15 protein-coding genes are annotated in these 18,910 nt (G+C 39.3%); 12 read left to right on the top strand and 3 right to left on the bottom strand.

All coding sequences use genetic code 11. The features are described 5' to 3' along the window. Positions 1-46: 46 nt before the first annotated feature. Positions 47-310 (top strand): amphi-Trp domain-containing protein, encoded by a 264-nt coding sequence (locus PING_RS11950; RefSeq protein ID WP_011770619.1) that lies wholly within the window; start codon positions 47-49, stop codon positions 308-310. Between the two features lie 813 nt (positions 311-1,123). Further along, the gene (locus PING_RS19550; RefSeq protein WP_011770618.1) at positions 1,124-2,521 is read left to right on the top strand and encodes an ice-binding family protein; all 1,398 of its coding nucleotides are present in this window, start codon (positions 1,124-1,126) and stop codon (positions 2,519-2,521) included. A 482-nt stretch (positions 2,522-3,003) separates the two neighbouring features. On the opposite strand, the gene PING_RS11940 is transcribed toward PING_RS19550, so the two are convergent. Beyond that, on the bottom strand, positions 3,004-3,900 hold the full coding sequence (locus PING_RS11940; RefSeq protein WP_011770617.1) for a LysR substrate-binding domain-containing protein: 897 nt from the start codon (positions 3,898-3,900) through the stop codon (positions 3,004-3,006). A gap of 216 nt (positions 3,901-4,116) precedes the next feature. Between PING_RS11940 and PING_RS11935 the strand changes: the two genes are divergently transcribed. Beyond that, positions 4,117-4,896 carry a HalD/BesD family halogenase gene (locus tag PING_RS11935; RefSeq protein WP_011770616.1) on the top strand — a complete coding sequence of 260 codons (780 nt, stop codon included), beginning with the start codon at positions 4,117-4,119 and terminating at the stop codon, positions 4,894-4,896. Positions 4,897-5,081: 185 nt separating this feature from the next. Here PING_RS11935 and PING_RS11930 read toward each other — a convergent pair whose 3' ends face one another. Beyond that, positions 5,082-5,504: an organic hydroperoxide resistance protein gene (locus tag PING_RS11930; RefSeq protein WP_011770615.1), complete on the bottom strand. Its 423-nt coding sequence runs from the start codon at positions 5,502-5,504 to the stop codon at positions 5,082-5,084. 137 nt (positions 5,505-5,641) lie between these two features. Between PING_RS11930 and PING_RS11925 the strand changes: the two genes are divergently transcribed. Both PING_RS11925 and PING_RS11920 read left to right on the top strand, forming a co-directional pair. Next, positions 5,642-6,085, top strand: coding sequence for a MarR family winged helix-turn-helix transcriptional regulator (locus PING_RS11925; RefSeq protein WP_011770614.1), 444 nt, complete (start codon positions 5,642-5,644; stop codon positions 6,083-6,085). 129 nt (positions 6,086-6,214) lie between these two features. Next, positions 6,215-7,798 (top strand): FMN-binding glutamate synthase family protein, encoded by a 1,584-nt coding sequence (locus tag PING_RS11920; RefSeq protein ID WP_011770613.1) that lies wholly within the window; start codon positions 6,215-6,217, stop codon positions 7,796-7,798. A 468-nt stretch (positions 7,799-8,266) separates the two neighbouring features. Here the strand turns inward: PING_RS11920 and PING_RS11915 are convergent, their stop codons facing one another. Further along, positions 8,267-8,554 carry a hypothetical protein gene (locus PING_RS11915; protein ID WP_011770612.1) on the bottom strand — a complete coding sequence of 96 codons (288 nt, stop codon included), beginning with the start codon at positions 8,552-8,554 and terminating at the stop codon, positions 8,267-8,269. Positions 8,555-9,275: 721 nt separating this feature from the next. Here PING_RS11915 and PING_RS11910 point away from each other — a divergent pair. The 7 genes from PING_RS11910 (at position 9,276) to PING_RS11880 (ending at position 18,790) form a co-directional block, all read left to right on the top strand. Continuing rightward, complete coding sequence (locus PING_RS11910; RefSeq protein WP_011770611.1) at positions 9,276-9,941, top strand: peptidoglycan-binding domain-containing protein; 666 nt, start codon at positions 9,276-9,278, stop codon at positions 9,939-9,941. Between the two features lie 502 nt (positions 9,942-10,443). Further along, positions 10,444-11,256, top strand: a complete 813-nt coding sequence (locus PING_RS11905) for an alpha/beta fold hydrolase (RefSeq protein ID WP_011770610.1) — start codon at positions 10,444-10,446, stop codon at positions 11,254-11,256. Positions 11,257-11,272: 16 nt separating this feature from the next. Further along, positions 11,273-13,744: an EAL domain-containing protein gene (locus tag PING_RS11900; protein ID WP_198134684.1), complete on the top strand. Its 2,472-nt coding sequence runs from the start codon at positions 11,273-11,275 to the stop codon at positions 13,742-13,744. Between the two features lie 271 nt (positions 13,745-14,015). Continuing rightward, positions 14,016-14,993 carry a transposase gene (locus tag PING_RS11895; RefSeq protein ID WP_041766451.1) on the top strand — a complete coding sequence of 326 codons (978 nt, stop codon included), beginning with the start codon at positions 14,016-14,018 and terminating at the stop codon, positions 14,991-14,993. A 592-nt stretch (positions 14,994-15,585) separates the two neighbouring features. Continuing rightward, entirely contained in the window at positions 15,586-15,948 is a 363-nt protein-coding gene (locus PING_RS11890) for a hypothetical protein (protein ID WP_041766449.1), read from the top strand. 310 nt (positions 15,949-16,258) lie between these two features. Then, positions 16,259-17,773 (top strand): hypothetical protein, encoded by a 1,515-nt coding sequence (locus tag PING_RS11885; protein WP_011770607.1) that lies wholly within the window; start codon positions 16,259-16,261, stop codon positions 17,771-17,773. Between the two features lie 141 nt (positions 17,774-17,914). Continuing rightward, on the top strand, positions 17,915-18,790 hold the full coding sequence (locus PING_RS11880; RefSeq protein WP_011770606.1) for a TIR domain-containing protein: 876 nt from the start codon (positions 17,915-17,917) through the stop codon (positions 18,788-18,790). Positions 18,791-18,910: the final 120 nt, after the last annotated feature.

The raw sequence follows: 18,910 nt of genomic DNA, 5'->3' as shown, positions 1-18,910 counted from the left end.
ATCAAGGGCCAACATTAAAATAAAATAAAAGGAGTGATTTAAGCATATGCACCAAAAAGAAAAGTTCAGACACCAATCTTTGCAGGACTGCAAATCCATTAAAGAGCTGCTAAATGCGATTGGTAAAGGTTTTAGCAAAGGTCAGTTAACATTTTCTGATGATGGAAACGAGTGGTTTTTATTGCCGAAAGGTTTACTCGATTGTAAGGTCAGTGTTTCAGAAGATGAAGCGCGCCATCGTTTAGAGCTAAAAATAAGTTGGGATAAACCGGACCAAAAATACACGCAGGGTGAGCTAAAAGTTAAATAACGGATCGACTTTATGCCTTTTATGATGGCAATATGCAGTCATCAACTGAAATAACACAGATAAGCATGACTGAAAAAAAAAGTCCGCACAAAGAAGCATTAAAAATCATTCAAAAAGACATCTGACTTACTGCTTGCACTACAATATTTGTCCGCTGTTTTATTTCATTTCAGCGACAAATTACTGTCAGAACGAAAGCCAAAATTAGTAATATATCCCCTGATTTAAAATATTTTAATGGCACCTTATGCATCTGAGGCACTTCAACAGGCATTAAATGACAGCCATTGTAATTAAATGATATCGACAATTGTTACGCAGAGCTTACCTGCTGAGAGGCCTGAAATGACCTGCAAATCACCCCATTTTTAACTTGCTAAAGAAGTTAATTGATCAATAAAATGGTCGGAAATTGTCTATCGCATTAGTTTGGTGCTTTAGATGCGAAAAGTTTTGTTATCCCATCTTTTCTTGACTTTCCCATCTTTTATCTTTCACCGCAATATTAATTTTAATTGATTATAGTGTGATATTTTCTTTAATATAATGATTTAAAAGAATATAAAGCATGAATTTACCACCTTTTTACGCGCCTTTTTTTTGATGCATTTTAACACTGTACATTGACCTTAAAAGTGTTTCTACTGGTAAATCAACGGTAGTATTTTGTGCTTATTTGATCTCAAAAACCTTATTCTCGCAATGCCTGCCAATAGTGCCTATTTTGTTTTGTCCTAAAAATTTCCAGGGTGTTGTCGCTCAGGAATACAGATATCCCATAACGGGGTATCCCACATAACATGAAAGTAGATAATGAAAAATGTATTGTTAAAAACATGCTTAACCGGTTTGGCTTTGTCTGTCGCAGGTTTAGCTAATGCGCAAGATGCAGGCGATCCGGTAAAAATCTTTACGCCACAGTTGATCTCCCACGCGGCAATATCGGGTGCTGCGTTAAGCATTTCAGCAGACTCGGTCGTAGACGGCGATCTCGCTGCAAAAGCGGCCATTGCTATCGGTGCCGGTAAGTCACAGACTCAAGAAATTTATGCAGGCGCGGCGGTTGCTACAGGGGCCCTGTCCAGGGTTAAACATATCTTTTCTGGCGCGGCCACTGCGATAGGGGCGGGTGCGCATGCTCAAAATATAGCCGCTGGCGCTGCTATCACTCTCGGTGCGGGTGCTGACGTTAATAAAATAGTTGCGAGAGCAGCCATTACCTTAGGCGCAGGAGCGACTAATGAGGGGATATTAACGGAAGAAATCATTGCGCAAAGCGCAGCGGATGGAAAGATACGTAATTTTGACGACATGGTATTAGCAACAAAAGCCATAGAGCATGCACAGAGAGCCTTAACCACCCTGAACAGTTCGGTCACTTATCCAAAATCACTGTATACAACGATGGGATCAGACATATTAGCGCCCGGCATATACACTGGCAGTGCGCTGTCTATCGCTGCAAATTCAACCATCTACTTTGATGCGGGTCAGGGGGATGATAAGGATAAAAACCACGTTTGGGTGATTAATCTTAGCGAGGCGCTGACGGTCGGTGCAGACACTCAATTTAAAATAGAAAATTTAGCTGAAGGGCATACCGCGAATGTTATCTGGAATGTCGGCGCTGCAGTTACGCTTGGTGCGGGCACGCAGTTTTTAGGGACCACATTTGCAGGCGGCGCGTTTAACGCGGCAACCTCGAATGTGAGTTGCGGTAATATATATGCCGGCGGCGCCGTGAGTGTTGGCAGCATCGGTACTGTTGGGGACGGCTCTAACGGCACCACAACAGGTGAGCCGGTCGCATGTAATACCAATGCGCAAAGCTCAGCTGATTTCACTATAGCTGACAACGAATATTCTTTTGCAGCAAATTCACAGTGCTCTGTATGGACAAAGGAGATGATCCAACAGATTGGAGCCACATCTGCACAGATCTATCATTATTATGATTATAATTATGGAGTGGGCAAGAATGATTATTTTCACATAAAGTCGGACTACGGTTCCATGATGACAAAGTCTTCGAACCTTCGTGGCGATGAGCTGAACATGATGTACATTTACAGGGGTACTATAGATGGGAAAATATATTATGGATTCTTCGACTCGCAGGAAGAGCTCCTTAATTGTGAAGCAACCTTGATAGCTGAGGCCAAACGCCGCGGTCTTAAGCCTTCATTCCATAGTAATTATTATTATTATTGATCAACCTTGCTAGGGTTAATTTTTCCTACGTAATGCAAGATCACATCTTTAAGACATTGGGTATAAGTAGCTAACCAGCATAAAGGCCACTTCTTCGGAAGTGGCCTTTATTTTTTCTATTGCTTATAAAGCTGCCGCCAATATAAAGCCGCTTTATCAACCGTCTTCTTTGCCACTGTTAATGGCTTGCCATCAAAATGCTAAGCCAGAAAATAACAACATTGTCCGGAACAACTTTAAGCAACTTTAAACCGCTTTAGCTGACCCAAAGGGTGAAAGGCAGAATGCCCGTCATAAAGTCTCGACTAATTTCACTGATAAAGTCTTTATTCGGCGCTTGTGTCACTGTTAATAGACAGTGTTATTCGGGAGTCTGAAAGGCACTGAGCAGTCGAAAGTCGCAAAGAGCCATTTCCAGCCCATTAACCTGCAAAAGGTTTAGGTGTCCCGTCTTTTTGATGGTGTGAATGCCTTGTTGTGACCTAACCTGTTTTAGCTATAAGTTGTTTGAAAAAATTAATAGCCTGAGGGTTAGCTAATGTTCGCTTGGGATAAACAAGGTAATATGGGCGCTCTAAAGGCAAAGAAATATCGCATACTTGTATTAATTTCCCAGATTTAAGTTCATCCTGAATAAGTGATTCTTGTCCTAATAAAAGTCCTTTTCCTTGCACTGCCGCTTCAATAGCCAGGCTGGATAAATTAAATTGAGGGCCTTTTTTGAAACTAATATCTTTATAACCCGCCAGTTTTAACCAATTTTCCCAATCGGGTAAAAAACGATTAAAGTGGCCCCAATCTATCTGAATCAAAGGTTGCTGAAGCAGTGTATCAAGGTGATGACCATGAGGAAGTTGTTGAAGCAAAAGTGGGCTTGCTACCAAAGATACACTGTCGTTGAATAATAGAACAGCCTCTTCATTTGGGTAGTCTTGATGACCAAAGCTAATGCAGGCATCTGTGTCACTGTTATCAAAATCAACTTTTGCATGACTTGCTTCAAGTCGAATTTCAAGGTCAGGATTAAGGTCCATAAATTGAATTATTTTTGGCATTAACCATTTACTGGCCACGGAAGGGAATGCTCTGATAGTAAAGTATTGTTGGTTCTTGAGTTGATTAAGACAATGCTGCCCCTGCCTTAGGTTATCAAGTGCTTTTTCGGCAAAAACACGGTATTGGATGCCTGCTTGGGTCAGACAAACACCCCGTTTAGAACGCTCAAATAAAATACTTTTAAGTTGATTTTCTAACTGACGTATGTGCTGGCTTACTGCAGCAGGAGTGATGCATAATTTAATCGCTGTATTGGCAAAGCTACCTGTTTTAGCGGCAGTTACAAAAGTGCGTAGATGGCTTAAAACAGGTAGTTTTTGCATTTAATAACCTATTGTATTGTGATTTTAATGAGATAGTTCGTTTTTTTTAGCTTGTTATCCTAACTTATTAGCATAGATTTAACATGATTTTATTGTTAAGTATTACTTAACGATAAGCCATCAATATATTGTTATTCATCGTCAGGTTTATTGGTTACTCTTGAGCACTGAATAATTGTATGATGAACATCACCAACAGGATAAAGGATATCAAATATGTTGTTATCAGAAGTGTTAAATACATCGAAGTATCATCTTGAAAGCAATGCGTTAGTTGAATCTTGTAAAGCCAAGCTTGAGCGTGAAGGGGCCATTGTCTTACCCGATTTTTTAACTAAGCAGGCGATCCGTGCCATTGTTGATGAAGGCAAAGAAAAACAAAGTTTAGCCTGGTATACAGGGAACACCCATAATGTGTACTTAACTGATATTGATCCTGATTACGCGTTAGACCATGTTAAAAACAAACAAATTAACTCCTCTAAAGGGTGCATTACGGATGATCAAATTTCACAACATTCGCCATTAAGAGTCATTTATGATGCCGCTTTATTTAGAACATTCTTAACCCAAGTGTTGGACATAAAAGCACTGCATCAATATGCGGATCCGCTTTCTTCTATTAACCTACATTATGCCAGTGCCGGTCAAGAATTAGGATGGCACTTTGATAATTCGTCCTTTGCGATCACTTTATTAATTCAAAAACCAGAGCAAGGTGGCTCTTTTGAATATCTTAATAATATGCGAGATGCAGACCGTGGAGAAATGAATTTTGAAGGTGTTGAAGGGGTTTTAGCAGGAAAAAAAGAGGTCAAATCTCTGACTATTGAACCGGGTTCATTAGTGTTGTTTCGTGGCCGTAATGCAATTCATCGTGTGACACCGACCATTGGTGATACAACACGCATGCTGGTGGTATTAGCCTATAATTCAGAGCCCAATGTTGCTTTATCGGAATCCGCTAGAATGACTTTTTTTGGTCGACTTGCTTAATAGCAGGGCATAAAAGCTTAAGTTCTTAACCTAATAAAGCTTTGGGTGTCCAGTCTTTTCGCGCTAATTATTTATAATAATAGACCTAAATATAAACAAGGCACTTTGATAGTGGTTGCTGCATATTTAGGTGCTTTGGCTCTAAGTATCTGTTATTAAATTTTTATGTTTATAGGCTCAATAAACTATAAAGTGACACCGTTTACTATTAATTTAACATCAATATTACCGCGTACTGCATTTGAATAAGGGCATATCTGATGAGCTTTTTGTACCAGTTCAATCGCTGCCGTTTGCTCAAGTTCGAGCTCTATCGATAACGCGACCGTCAGAGCGAAACCATTATTTTCATTTGGTCCTATCCCGACTGTTGCAGTTGTAGGTGCTGATTTTATTGCTATTTTAGTTTCGTGTGCCACATGTAGAAGCGCATTAGAAAAACAAGCAGAATAACCCGCTGCAAATAATTGTTCAGGGTTTGTTGCATCACCCGTGCCACCCATCTCTTTTGGATAACTTAACGCAAGATCTAATTTTTTATCGTCAGTTGTTACTTGTCCATTTCGGCCCGCATTCGCTGTTGCTGATGTTGTATATAAAGTAGTCATTATTATTCCCTATTACCGATAATTTAAATTGCGCGCATTTGAATTGTGCGCAATTAGTATTTAGATATCCTAATTGAATTTTAACGGCAGGGCAAGTATATTGTGCACAATATACTTAATTTGTGGATAACAAACTTATGACAAAACAGCATGAATCATCGAATTTTACTTTAGAGAAACAAATTTGTTTTTCCCTATATAGTGCTTCAAATGCAATGGGAAGGGCTTATCGGCCGCTATTGAAAAAGTTGGACTTAACTTACCTGCAGTACATAGTCATGATGGTGCTGTGGCAATATTCAACAATGAATGTAAAAGCGTTAGGTGGCAAAGTACATTTAGATTCAGGTACATTAACACCGTTGTTAAAACGCTTAGAAAGTAAGGGATTAATTATTCGTTCGCGCAGCCAACAAGATGAACGGGTGCGGATAATTTCTTTATCCGATGAAGGTCAAACCATGCGTCAGCAAGCAGAGCAGGTTCCAAATGCTATGTTGTGTAAGACAAAAATGACGATTGATGAATTAACCAAACTTAAACAAGGTTGTGATCTTTTACTCGCTAATTTAAATAACTAATCAGCCTAACAAAGGTTTGGGTGTCCAGCCTTTTCCTTTTTAAAGATAATGAAATTTAAATAATAACTTATCGGTCTCTTGATGACAGAAAACTCGTATATTTAATACTAAAAATAAGGATTTTACTTTATGACAATGCGCCAAGCTTTCGTCAAATTTTCGCTTGTATCAGTTATTTTAGTTGCAGCTTTATCACTGTTGTCTCACATCTGGTTGTGGGCTTTTGTGGTATTGATTCCAGTCATTATGATTGGCTTTTATGACATGTTTCAGCATAAACACTCTATCTGCCGCTTATACCCAGTATTTGGTCGATTGAGATATTTGTTTGAATCTATCAGGCCAGAAATACAACAGTATTTTGTTGAGTCAGATACGAGTGGCGCACCTATTCCAAGAGAGTTTAGATCTTTAATTTATCAACGTTCAAAAGGGGATAGAGATACACGTCCTTTTGGTACTATTTTTGATGTGAACCGTGCCGGATATGAGTGGGTAAATCATTCAATGCAACCCAAACACCTGTTAGATTTAGATCCTCGTGTGAAGTTTGGTGGACCTGATTGTCTAAAACCTTATATGGCATCTCCACTCAATATATCAGCAATGAGTTATGGGGCTTTAAGTAAAAATGCAATTATGGCACTTAATCGTGGCGCTAAAATAGGTGGTTTCTCACATAACACTGGGGAAGGGAGTATTAGCCCTTACCATCTGGAGCATGGTGGCGATATAGTATGGCAGTTAGGAACAGGGTATTTTGGATGTCGTGATAATGATGGGCGCTTTAACCCTGAAACCTTTACAGAAAATGCGACAAAACATGTCGTTAAAATGATAGAGATTAAATTATCTCAAGGTGCTAAACCAGGCCACGGGGGAATTCTACCTGCCGCTAAATTAACAGAAGAAATTGCTGCTATCCGCCATGTTCCAATGGGGCAAGATGTTGTCTCTCCTCCATCGCACAGTGCATTTTCAACACCGGTTGAACTATTAAATTTTGTTAAAAAATTACGTGACTTGTCTGGGGGTAAACCTATCGGGTTTAAATTCTGTGTAGGCCGGCAGGATGAATTTATCGCTATTTGTAAAGCAATGATAGAGACGGGTATTTCACCTGATTTTATCACTGTTGATGGCGGTGAAGGCGGAACTGGGGCTGCTCCAACTGAAATGACCAACTCTGTAGGAACACCCATTAGGGACGGTTTAACTTTTGTAAATAATGCATTAATAGGTTTTGGGTTAAGAAAGCATATACGCATCATCGCTTCTGGAAAAATGTTTACTGCATTTCATATACTCAGAGCGATTGCTTTAGGTGCAGATACAGTTAATTCAGCGCGAGGTATGATGATGTCTTTAGGTTGTATTCAAGCTAGAACCTGTAATACAGACAACTGCCCAACAGGCATTGCGACTCAAAATCCTTCTCGAAATAAAGCCATTGTTGTTACAAATAAAGCACAACGTGTTGCTAACTTCCAACGAGAAACAGTTAAGAGCTTAGTTGAGTTGGTTGGAGCGGCTGGCCTTAAGGGGATTCATGAGCTTGAACCGAAACATATTAATCGCCGTGTACAGGGAACTGATGTGAAAAATTACGCACAACTTTACCCAACAATAGAGGAAAATACGCTGCTAGATGAAATACAGATCCCTGAGAGCTGGCGCTACGATATGCAGGAAGCTAAGGCAGCATCTTGGTAATGAGCAACGCGAGCGACGGTATTAAGTCTTTCATTTTGACTTTAGGAAAATATAAGGTATAGGTGCTGCCTTTTCTCCTGAATCTTCATTTTGAAGTAGCTCATATATAAGCAAGACCTCTTATATGCTCGTTCCCACGCTCCGCGTGGTAATGTAAATACTGTATGGGTTATTTGTAAGCGCTTGGTTTAACTTTTATTGTTAGTATTCCGCCTTGAGGGCGTGTAGACGATGATAAACCGAAACGCAGTTTCACAGTTAGAGGGAGTCATGCTCTTTCAACAGCAAAAGAAATAAGGTAAAGAGAGTTTTGTTCGTGACACTATGCTGGCGCATAACTCACCATTACGTATACAGGAACGGCAGAGCCTGTCCCCGCTCATAAACCTGAACTACCGTTCAATTCGCCTAGCCGCATTGGTTTGGTACTTTAGAATCGAAAAACTTTGGCTCTCCCATCTTTTTCGCTCAATCTTTTGCTGCAATGACTTTGATTTGCACAACTTTCATAATATTCATTTCAAAGTCGGCGATGACTTCTATTGAAGGATAATAGGAGAGGTCGACCTGTTTGCCTTTAAGATTTCGACATTTATTTTTGCGACCGTATTTAAAAGGGTAATCGTAGCCATCCATCATCAGGGTATTGATTATACATTCACCGTTAAAGCGCTGGACATGAGAGGCTACCTGCATCAATTCACAATGAACTAGCGGATTGTGTTGCTGCAATCTAGTTTCAACGAGGGTATTCATTTACTTTTTGCTCCTTAATGTGATTAATTAACGAACAAGTATAGCCGCTTTTTTAATCGTTTGTAATGTGATGTAGATTAAATTTAATACCTAGCTTAAGTTGTTGTTTTTAATATTGGCATTCTGGTCCTATTTTATGGCTCTTTTTGAACTGTTCTAAACGATAAAGAGTTTCATTTTTATTCCGGTTGTTGAGTTATGCCACAGTTTCTAAAAAGCTAAGTCAGTTTAATTAATACACCTTATTAGCATTGTTTTTCTCGTTCATAATCCTGAACTCACGTAAATGACTTCAGCCTCCTGCCATACGCCTTTCAGGTCGTTGTCGTAAATTCCAACGTTCAAATTTGTTCCTGAAAAATTTGTCGCTCCATGATTTCCTTTGCTAAAGGAATTGATTTTTCAAGAAAGATGGTCGAAAATTTACCTAGCCGCATTGGTTTGGTACTTTAGAAACGAAAAGCTTTGGCTATCTTATGTTTTGTCCCTTTAGAAAAGAAATATCCCATTTTTTCAAAGCGAATCCGAATGGCACATTTATTCTAATGTGATGATTTAAAGAGATATAAGATATGGATGTCCAGCCTTTTTCTTTTTTAGAAGCCTAATAAATATAACGTTAATCTGAGATAAAGATAAAGAGATGAACTAAAATATATTTTAGAACTAATGAAAAATTTTGGTGAATCTAACAATATAACAAACGATCAGGATAGCTTCCATGTACGTCTTTAATAATAGCGTTAGTGAGCTTTCAAATTGGGCAAGAAAAGAGGTTGAGTTCAAACGCGACGTTTTATCTGGTATGCGTGGTAAGGAGGTTAAGCGAGTCCAAGAGTGGCTTAACTTACAAGGGGTTGGAGTCGTGATCGATTCTGCTTATGGGCCAGCTACCACACGATCTGTTGTACGTTTTCAAGATGAAAGTGGTTTGTCGGAAACAGGAGAAGTCGACGACGCTACTTTTAACGCCTTGGTAAAACCAATGCGGGACGTTTTAAAACAAAGACTCAACGCCTCGATCAGCACGCAATCAGCGCTGCTAGAGTATGCACGTGCTCATTTAGCGGTGCACCCCGTTGAGGTCGGTGGTCAAAATTGTGGCCCCTGGGTTCGCTTGTATATGAAAGGCAATGAAGGCAGAACGATGCCTTGGTGTGCTGGCTTTGTGACATTTTTACTGAAGCAGGCTACTCAATCATTGCAAATAGACATGCCTATAAAAGGTTCGGGTTCCTGCGACTCTCTGGCAACGCAAGCAAATGAAGCAGGCCTGTTTTTACCCGAAAGCGAAGCTGATTCTGTTGGCGTAGTACCAGGTTCAATTTTCTTAGTTCGCAGAACGTCAACTGACTGGACGCACACGGGACGCACACGGGCCTTGTGACCGATGCAAGTAGTTCTACATTCGACACCATAGAGGGGAATACCAATGACGATGGAGATAGAGAAGGCTACGAAGTTTGCTCTCGCTCTCGTGGCTACGCAAAAAAGGATTTTATAGTTTTTAGATAAATCCAGTCTAACGTTGGCTGTGGGTGTCCAGCTTTTGCATTTATTCTAATATGATGACTTAAAAGAATATAAAGTATGGATGTCCAGATTTTTTGCTTGATAAGCTGGAAAATATGAGGAGTTATATAATTTTATTACACTTATGCACCCTGTCGGATTTTTAAAATAAATATCTTGTTATTTTGGTCTTTTTGTTCATGATATAGTTTTTATATTAATAGCCGTCCCTTTCGGATAGCAAAACCCTTTCAAGTTATCAGTATATATTTTAGCAAAAAAAATACCCTTCGCACTTGCTTTTTTCATGTAGCTTAGAGACCAACGATTTGAAAAATAGATGTTTATGCTCCTTTCAACAATGAGATAAAACCACGATGAATATCATCAATAGGAACAATGTCAGAGTATGCGGTAAAGGCGCTAAAACAATTGTGTTTGCCCATGGCTATGGTTGTGATCAATCTATGTGGCGTAGAGTCAGTCCGTCCTTTGAAGATGAATATAGGGTGGTATTATTTGACTATGTTGGCGTAGGTTTGTCTAATGCTGATGCTTATGATCCAGTGCGTTATTCAAGTTTGGCCGGTTATGCCAAAGATATTGTCGAGATTTTTACAGCACTTGATTTGCAAGATGCGATCTTGGTAGGGCATTCAGTCAGCAGTATGATTAGCTTGTTAGCTGCAATCAAAATTCCCCATAGAATCTCAAAGTTGATCATGATTTGCCCAACCCCATGCTATTTGAACGACCGACCCGATTACATAGGTGGCTTTGAACAGGCCGACATTGAGGGTTTGCTAGATATAATCGATCGCAATCAACCAGGTTGGGCAGCTCATCTCGCCGGTATTGTTGTAAATAACCCCGATCAACCAGAATTGGCACAAGAACTGGAAGTCAATTTTTGTGCCATGGATCCCGCCATAGCTAAGCGTTTTGCTAAAGCAACTTTTTTGGCGGATAACCGTTCTGATCTGGTTGGTTTTGACAAGCCCTGTTTGATTCTTCAGTGCCAGGAAGATTTAGTTGCACCGAATGTCGTAGGCGATTATTTACATCAACATTTGCTTAATAGTCACTTGCAGCAGATGAAAGCGACCGGACACTGCCCCCATATGAGTCATCCGCTGGAAACCATCGAATTGATCAAAAAATACCTTGCCAGTAATGTAAAGCAGAACTAAAGAGTGGATATTTAAAGTGGACATTTCAAAATTTAATCTTCATGAGGCACCCTGTGGCTTGTTTATCTTTGATAACAGCTTAAAGATAATGACGGCTAATCAAACCTTAGCCACTATGCTTGACCTTACTTTGCCAGACTTAGTGGGTAAAAATTTGGATGTGTTGCTGACATCATCCAACCGTTTGCTGTTTCATCTGCAAGTGATGACAGTCTTGCATGTTCAGGGTCATATTGAAGAGATTTCCATGTCTCTGGCTGGCGCAAAGGGGATCGATATTCCGGTCATTTTTAATGCCGTGCGACGAAATGTGGACGCAGAGAGCTATACCGAATGTGTAGTCATTCGTGTCAATGAACGCAAGCGTCTGGAAGATGAATTGTTTAATATAAAAAAAGCAACCGAACAAGTTCCCGGTGCCCTCTACCAATTTTTGCTCTGTGCAGACGGTAGTTCCCGTTTTCCTTACGCGAGTGAGGGAATACGTAATGTCTATGAGTTAAGCCCACTACAGTTAAAAAAAGACGCAGATTTAGCCTTTAAACGCATTCACTTGGATGATGTAGAAGCGATCCATCAGCAGATTGCCGATTCTGCCAAAAACCTCACTGTATGGCATCAACAATATCGGGTGGTTTTACCCAAAGCTGGCATCCGCTGGCTGGAGGGGAATGCCACCCCTGAAGCCCGGGCCAATGGCAGTACACTATGGCACGGTTATATTAACGATATTACCGAGCGAAAAGCATTGGAACTTACGTTGTCCAATGAATTTGAACGGACGCGGGTGACGCTAAGTTCTATCGGTGATGCGGTTATTACTACCAATGAACAGCAAGTAGTCGAGTATATCAATCCCATTGCAGAGCACCTAACTGGCTGGGCGCTGGCCGACGCCATAGGTCAACCCGTAACCAGGGTGTTTAACATCATTAATCAACATACTCGGCTGGTGGCAAAGACCGCCATTGCTCGTTGTCTGGACGAGCGTGCCATTGTTGGGCCAGTTTGCGACACAGTATTGCTCAGTAAGGATGGTAATGAGTATTGGGTAGAGAAATCTGCAGCACCGATTTTTGCCCCTGGTGATGTAATAATCGGTGTCGTTATGGTTTTTCGTGATGTGACCGGCCAAAAAAGACTGAGGGAGGAAGTGGCGTATCATCGTGCCAGTCATGATCATTTGACTGGACTTGCGAACCGCAGAGAATTTGATCGGATGTTACTTGAAATGTTTGAGTCATCAATTTCTCCTGGTGTTGCACATGTATTGTGTTGCATCGATTTGGATCAGTTTAAACTCATCAATGACAGCTGTGGACACTTTGCTGGAGACACTCTATTGAAAGAGATTTCGGTGGTACTTACTCAAACCGTGCGTGCTAAAGATCTGGTGGCGCGTATAGGGGGGGATGAATTTGCTATTTTATTTCAGAGCAGTGATCTGCAAGCAGCTAAACAAATAGCTCAAGACGTTTGTGACAAAATCGCACAAATTCGTTTTCATCACAAAGATAAATTTTATCATGTTGGTGCCAGCATAGGCGTAGTGCCTTTGGATGGGAGATGGGATAATGCCGAAGCAGCGCAACAGGCTGGAGAAATCGCCTGTTTCGCTGCGAAACATGAAGGTCGCGGGCGGGTGCACATGTATACAGATTTAGACAAAACTGTCATGGAGCAGCGAGATCAGATGCAGTGGGCATCACGCTTGCAACAAGCCATTGATGAGAATCGCTTTGAACTTTTTGCCCAACCCATTATGGCACTGGATGAACAAGCAGAACAAGGACTACATTTTGAGGTTCTGTTGCGCTTACGTGAGACCGGTGGAGCGCTGGTCTCGCCTGCGGTATTTATGGCTTCCGCTGAACAATTTGGCTTAGCCACGCAAATCGATCATTGGGTGGTAAATAACGTATTAAAGTGGATGAAAACCCATGCCGATGAGTTGGAAAAAGTTCATATTATTGCCGTAAACTTATCTGGAAATTCGGTTGGTGATCGTGATTTTCATCAATTTTTGATCGAGGCATTGGATCACGCTCAGGTACCCGTACAAAAAATTTCATTCGAAATTACTGAGACAGCAGCAATCGAGAATCTGGATATCGCCACTGAGTTTATTGCGATGGTTCATCAGCGCGGTGCGAAAATATCCCTCGATGATTTTGGCAGTGGTATGTCATCAATGGCTTATCTTAAAAAACTTCCAGTTGATTATTTGAAAATTGACGGACAGTTTGTGAAAGATATGGAAAACGACACAGTTGATTGTGCGATGGTTCGTAGTATTAAGCAAATTGCGGATTTAACCGGAAAAATTACTATTGCTGAGTTTGTTGAAAATGCGAAGATATTGATGTTATTAAAAGATATAGGTGTTGATTTTGCCCAGGGATATCACATTGGTAAACCACAGCCAATCAATGAAATTTTTGCCTGGAAAAATATAACGAATACAAGACTAAGCGGTGAAGATCAGTAGATGGATTTTTCGTCGACAAAGGGATAATAGCGGTGAACGTTGTTAACACACTACTTTAACGTTTCTGACACTGTTGATTATGGAAGATAAACCCTGTGTTGATACATATTGAAAAGATTGTTAACGCATGTAGAACGTCATTGATTTAACTTAGCCACCCATCATTGTTGGCGAATATTTATGATTTAACTTAGCCACCCATCATTGTTGGCGAATATTTAAGCACTGGTCTAGTCTTTAGTTACCTTTGTTTACTTGCAGGTAATAAATGATGGCCAGACCAAGACAAACGATAGTGAGCTTAGATGACACACCTTATTATCACTGCTGCTCACGTGTTGTACGTAAAGCATTTTTATGTGGCATTGATAACACAACTGGTGAGAACTATGAACATCGTCGAGAGTGGGTTGACTCTCGCATTATTGAGCTTGCGACTATCTTTGCGATTGATATCTGTGCCTATGCAGTGATGAGTAATCACTTGCATATTGTCCTTAAAGTGAATGCCGATAAAGCCAATAGCTGGTCTGATAAAGCAGTGCTTGTTCAATGGCATAAAGGCTTTAAAGGCACGTTACTGACGCAGAAATTTGTTAAAGGTGAAGACCTTCATGGGCTTGAGCTTGAAACTGTTCTTAACTGCATTACCGAATATCGTCATCGCTTAATCGACATCAGTTGGTTTATGCGCTCACTCAGTGAGCCGATTGCCAGACAGGCCAATAAAGAAGACAACTGTACTGGTCGCTTCTGGGAAGGACGCTTTAAATCCCAGGCATTACTTGATGAAGCAGCGATACTGGCTTGTATGGCGTATGTTGATTTAAACCCGATTCGCGCCAAGATGGCGACAACCCTTGAAACCTCAGATTACACCAGCATTCAGCGTCGAATTCACTCAGCCATAAAAGGAGAGCAACCTGCAGAATTACTGCCGTTTGTAGGCGATGAACGCCTTAATATACCTGACGGGTTGATGTTCAGTGTGATGGATTACATTGTGCTTGTTGAAGATACTGGTCGAATTATACGAGAAGATAAACGTGGTGCCATTAGTTCAAGCAGTCAAGATATCCTCAATAGACTTAATATTCCTGCAGAGAACTGGCTTAAAATCACCACCGAATTTGGTCATTTATTTAAAGGGGCGGTGGGTGCCTTACCGGCATTAACTGAATACTGTGAACATTTAGACAGAAAGCGCCGCCACGGCGCAGCAAACTGCCAACGCTGGTTGTGTGCTTAAAGCTCAATTTTTCAACTACCTGTAAGTCATTTTCTGCTTGATTGATATCAAGCTTCTTCTACTGGTTTAAAACAGTCATATTCCTCATATTTCACAATCTAGAGCCCAGTTTATTAAAATAAGTTCAATTGATGCGTATGAATGGTCATAAAATTCTATCAAAATGAATGCTGAAAGAGGCTATGTTATTTTTTATAAAAATGGGTGGCATGGTTAGCAAGTTTATTGATTCTGTGGGCGTTATATTAAAGACGCCATAGTATCTCGTGCTCAATAGAAAAATGGGTGGCATGGTTAGTATTTTTTAACTGAATACTGTGAAAATTTAGACAGAAAGCGCCGCCACGGTGCAGCAAACTGCCAACGCTGGTTGTGTGCTTAAAGCTCAATTTTTCAACTACCTGATTTAACTTAGCGACCCATCATTGTTGGCGAATATTTAATGAAAGACCTTACCACACGGCTATTGTTCGAATGGCACGGAAGTATGGATGTCCAGCCTTTTCTTGCTTCACTTAAATTAGTTGACATTTATCATAAGGTTGTGAGATAAAATAAAAATATAATAAACGTAAATTATAAGGATTACCCTATGTCATATCAAATGATGGTTCTAACTCATATTATTAAAAAGAAGAGTTATTGCACGGGAAACACTCAATTTTTAAAAGCAACGTCAAAAGATGAACTAATCTCAATTATTGTAAACCCCAATTTTCATGGTAATGCTACTACTACATTTAACACAAGCTTTAGGCCACTATTCAATATAAATGGAGATCCAAATGAATTAGGCTTTGTGTTATTTGAAGGGAACTGCAGAATAAAGGTGCAGGAGAACGCTCGCAAGTATGCTACAGGCAGAGTTTGTAATCATAGGACCAGAGCTCAAGGAAATCCTAAAAAGCAGTATTCTTTAGAGAGTAAGTTAAAACCTAAAATTATCACTGTATAAGCATGTAGATGACAATATAACGCCAGCTGAAGCAGACAAAAAATTGTTTTCTAAAATGTTAAACGAAGCGAAACGTAGCCAATTGTTTTTATTCCGTATAAACTTTTTGTTGAACTAAGCCGCTTTGCGGCAACACAGCCAAAAGTGCTGTATTAAAAAACTTTCGGACATAAACTTATTAAATTGTTAAAAATCAGATTGTTAGCCTAAAAAAGGTTTGGGTGCTGAGATGGTCGCTATGCCATGCTTAAAGCGTATCAACTAAAGCAAAAGTAGCCCTGTCTTTTTTCTAAGCGTATATAGGAAGCAAATGAATAATACAGATGATATCGTAAAAGTTCTAAGATATATCGAAGAGAATATGCGCGTAACGGACCAAACTTCAATTGAATACCTTGATGCACAAGGCAACATTGATCGTCTTAGTATTAGGCAAAATCACATAATCTTTGGACGTCGAGGTTCTGGTAAGTCACTACTGCTTAAATCTTTAGGGCAAAGGAGTGAATTTTCTTGTATTAGTGTAAATATGGAAGATTTTAAAGATATAAGTTTTCCAAACTCAATTATTCAAGTTCAGAAATCAATACTTAGGCAACTTTTGCCTATTGTGAAGAAAGTGCACGGTAAATACGCACTAGCATACTGGATGAAAGCATTACCTTTAAAGAGAAAGCTTACAAAGCAAATAAAAACACTTGATGAGAAATTAATCGATCCTGATGAATATGATAAGTCCTTCAAAGAAACAAAGGCTGGTAAGGTTTTTGGTAAGGGGAAAGGTAAAGTTGGAGGAAGTGGGTTTGAGTCAGGTTCTGAAGCATCTGAAGAGATAGAAACATCAAAACAAATTAAAATCGATAAGCTTGATATTTTAAAGAATAAATTAACCGATATTAAAGAGCTGTTTTCTGAGGTGGCGGCGTTTATTGGTAAGGATATCTACCTGATACTAGATGACTTTTATTTTATAAGGAAGGATGAGCAACCCTATTTTTTAGATTTTTTTCATAGAGTATCAAAGAATACTCCTTTATATCTTAAAGTCGCTACTATAAAGCATCGAAGTAAACTTTATGTTCAAGATAGCAGCTATATTGGTGTAGAGATCCCTCATGACGCGCAACCGCTAAATCTCGACTATAGTCTTCAAGATTTTGATGCTTTAGTAACTTTCATGAAAAAATTACTAAAGCATATTAATGAGAAAGTTGGCGTTGAAATCGACTATAGTAAATTGATAACTGATAATGCATTTAGATTTTTATGTCTAGCATCAGGCGGAGTGCCGAGAGATTTTTTTAGCCTTCTGATTTCCTTAGGTCCATCACTTGGTGGCGGAAAATCAATTTCAAAACCAAACGTTATTGAGAAAGCTATTGAAAGTGTTGCAAATAAGATGGAACACTTCAAAAAAGATGCAGCAAATGAAGATGTTTTGCTTGAGCATTATTTATGGATAATTAAAGGGGACATAATTGATAATAAAAAATGGAATGCATTCCTCCTTTCAAATTCAGAAGTTCAAAACCACCCTCAAATTAATCAAGCCATTAAAGAATTAGTAGATTTACGGTTTCTTCATTTGGTAAATCCTAATATTAGCGCATCAAATAGTGATGGAACTCGTTATTCTGCTTACATGTTAGATATAGGTTTATTCCCCAATGCCAATCCAAGAGGCTTTCATCAGGTTGAGCCGGGCCAAAAAGATGAACATCATAGAGTAGATAAAATACGATCAGCTCCCAAATTAGATCTTGGTAGTTTTAGTCAAAGAATTTGTGAGCTTAAAGCACCGTTGGAATTAGAATTGACTGACTGAGATGTCGCAACATAACGAGACGTTGCATTCGTACTAGAGACAGTTATCGCATTTTTGCTAAAAGAAAAATCGGTAAAAACAGCACCAACTTACTCGCTGGTGAACACGGCGACTAAACTTATTTCATGCATGGGAGTATTTATGGCAAGAAAAAAAGCATCGTTACCAATAACAGTAATTCCTCTTGAGCTAGCAGTGAATCAACAAGAAGCGGAGATAAAAATTACTGATAGAATTAACAAAAGTAATGAATTATTAGAAATTACAATTCAAAACTCTCAGCAATTACATGATGCAGGCAAAGAGTATGCAAAGTGGGATGATTTTAATAAACAATTACTAAAACGGCTTTTTACATCAGAAGAATTGTTTCTAGAGTATAATCGATACAAAGGTGGAATGAGTATTCTTAGGGGAGAAAAATCACTAGGTGAAAAAAGAAATGATTTTACTGTAAAGGTAGAAGATAAATGCCACCGTCTTGAGTCAATAATTGAAAGATTGGAATTAATTCCAGAATCTAGAGAACTCATTTCAGTCAATTCCATTCAAAATGACAAATCTAAAAATGTTAATTATTCACAAATATTTATAGTCCATGGTCATGATGATTCTGCAAAATTAGAAGTTGCTCGATTCATTGAGAAATTAGGATTCGAGCCAATAATTATTCATGAGCAACCTAATGCTAGTAAAACAATTATTGAAAAAATTGAAGCGTTTTCCAATGTTGGTTTTGGTGTCGTCATATATAGCCCATGCGATATTGGTGGTAAAAACAAGGATAATCCTGAACTTGCAGGTCGCGCAAGGCAAAATGTGGTTTTTGAGCATGGTTTCCTTATTGGTAAGCTCGGTCGTTCTAAAGTTTGTCCTCTTGTTACTGGAAATGTTGAAACCCCTAACGACATTTCGGGTATTGTTTATACATCAATGGATACAAGTAATTGGCAAATTGCTTTGGCAAAAGAATTAAGAACTGCAGATTATGCTGTTGATATGAATGATGTGATTTAAGAATTAAGTTACTCAACAAGGACAAAAGCGGGGTACCCAAACTTTTTGATAAATAACCAAACCAAAACGGCTAGACAATTTCCAACCATTTTTATTGCTCAATCAATTCCTTTAGCAAGT

It is taken from the genome of Psychromonas ingrahamii 37, assembly GCF_000015285.1.
GTDB classification, from domain to species: Bacteria; Pseudomonadota; Gammaproteobacteria; order Enterobacterales; family Psychromonadaceae; genus Psychromonas; species Psychromonas ingrahamii.
The sequence above is the reverse complement of the archived record's forward strand: the minus strand, read 5'-3'. Positions and strand labels throughout refer to the sequence as shown.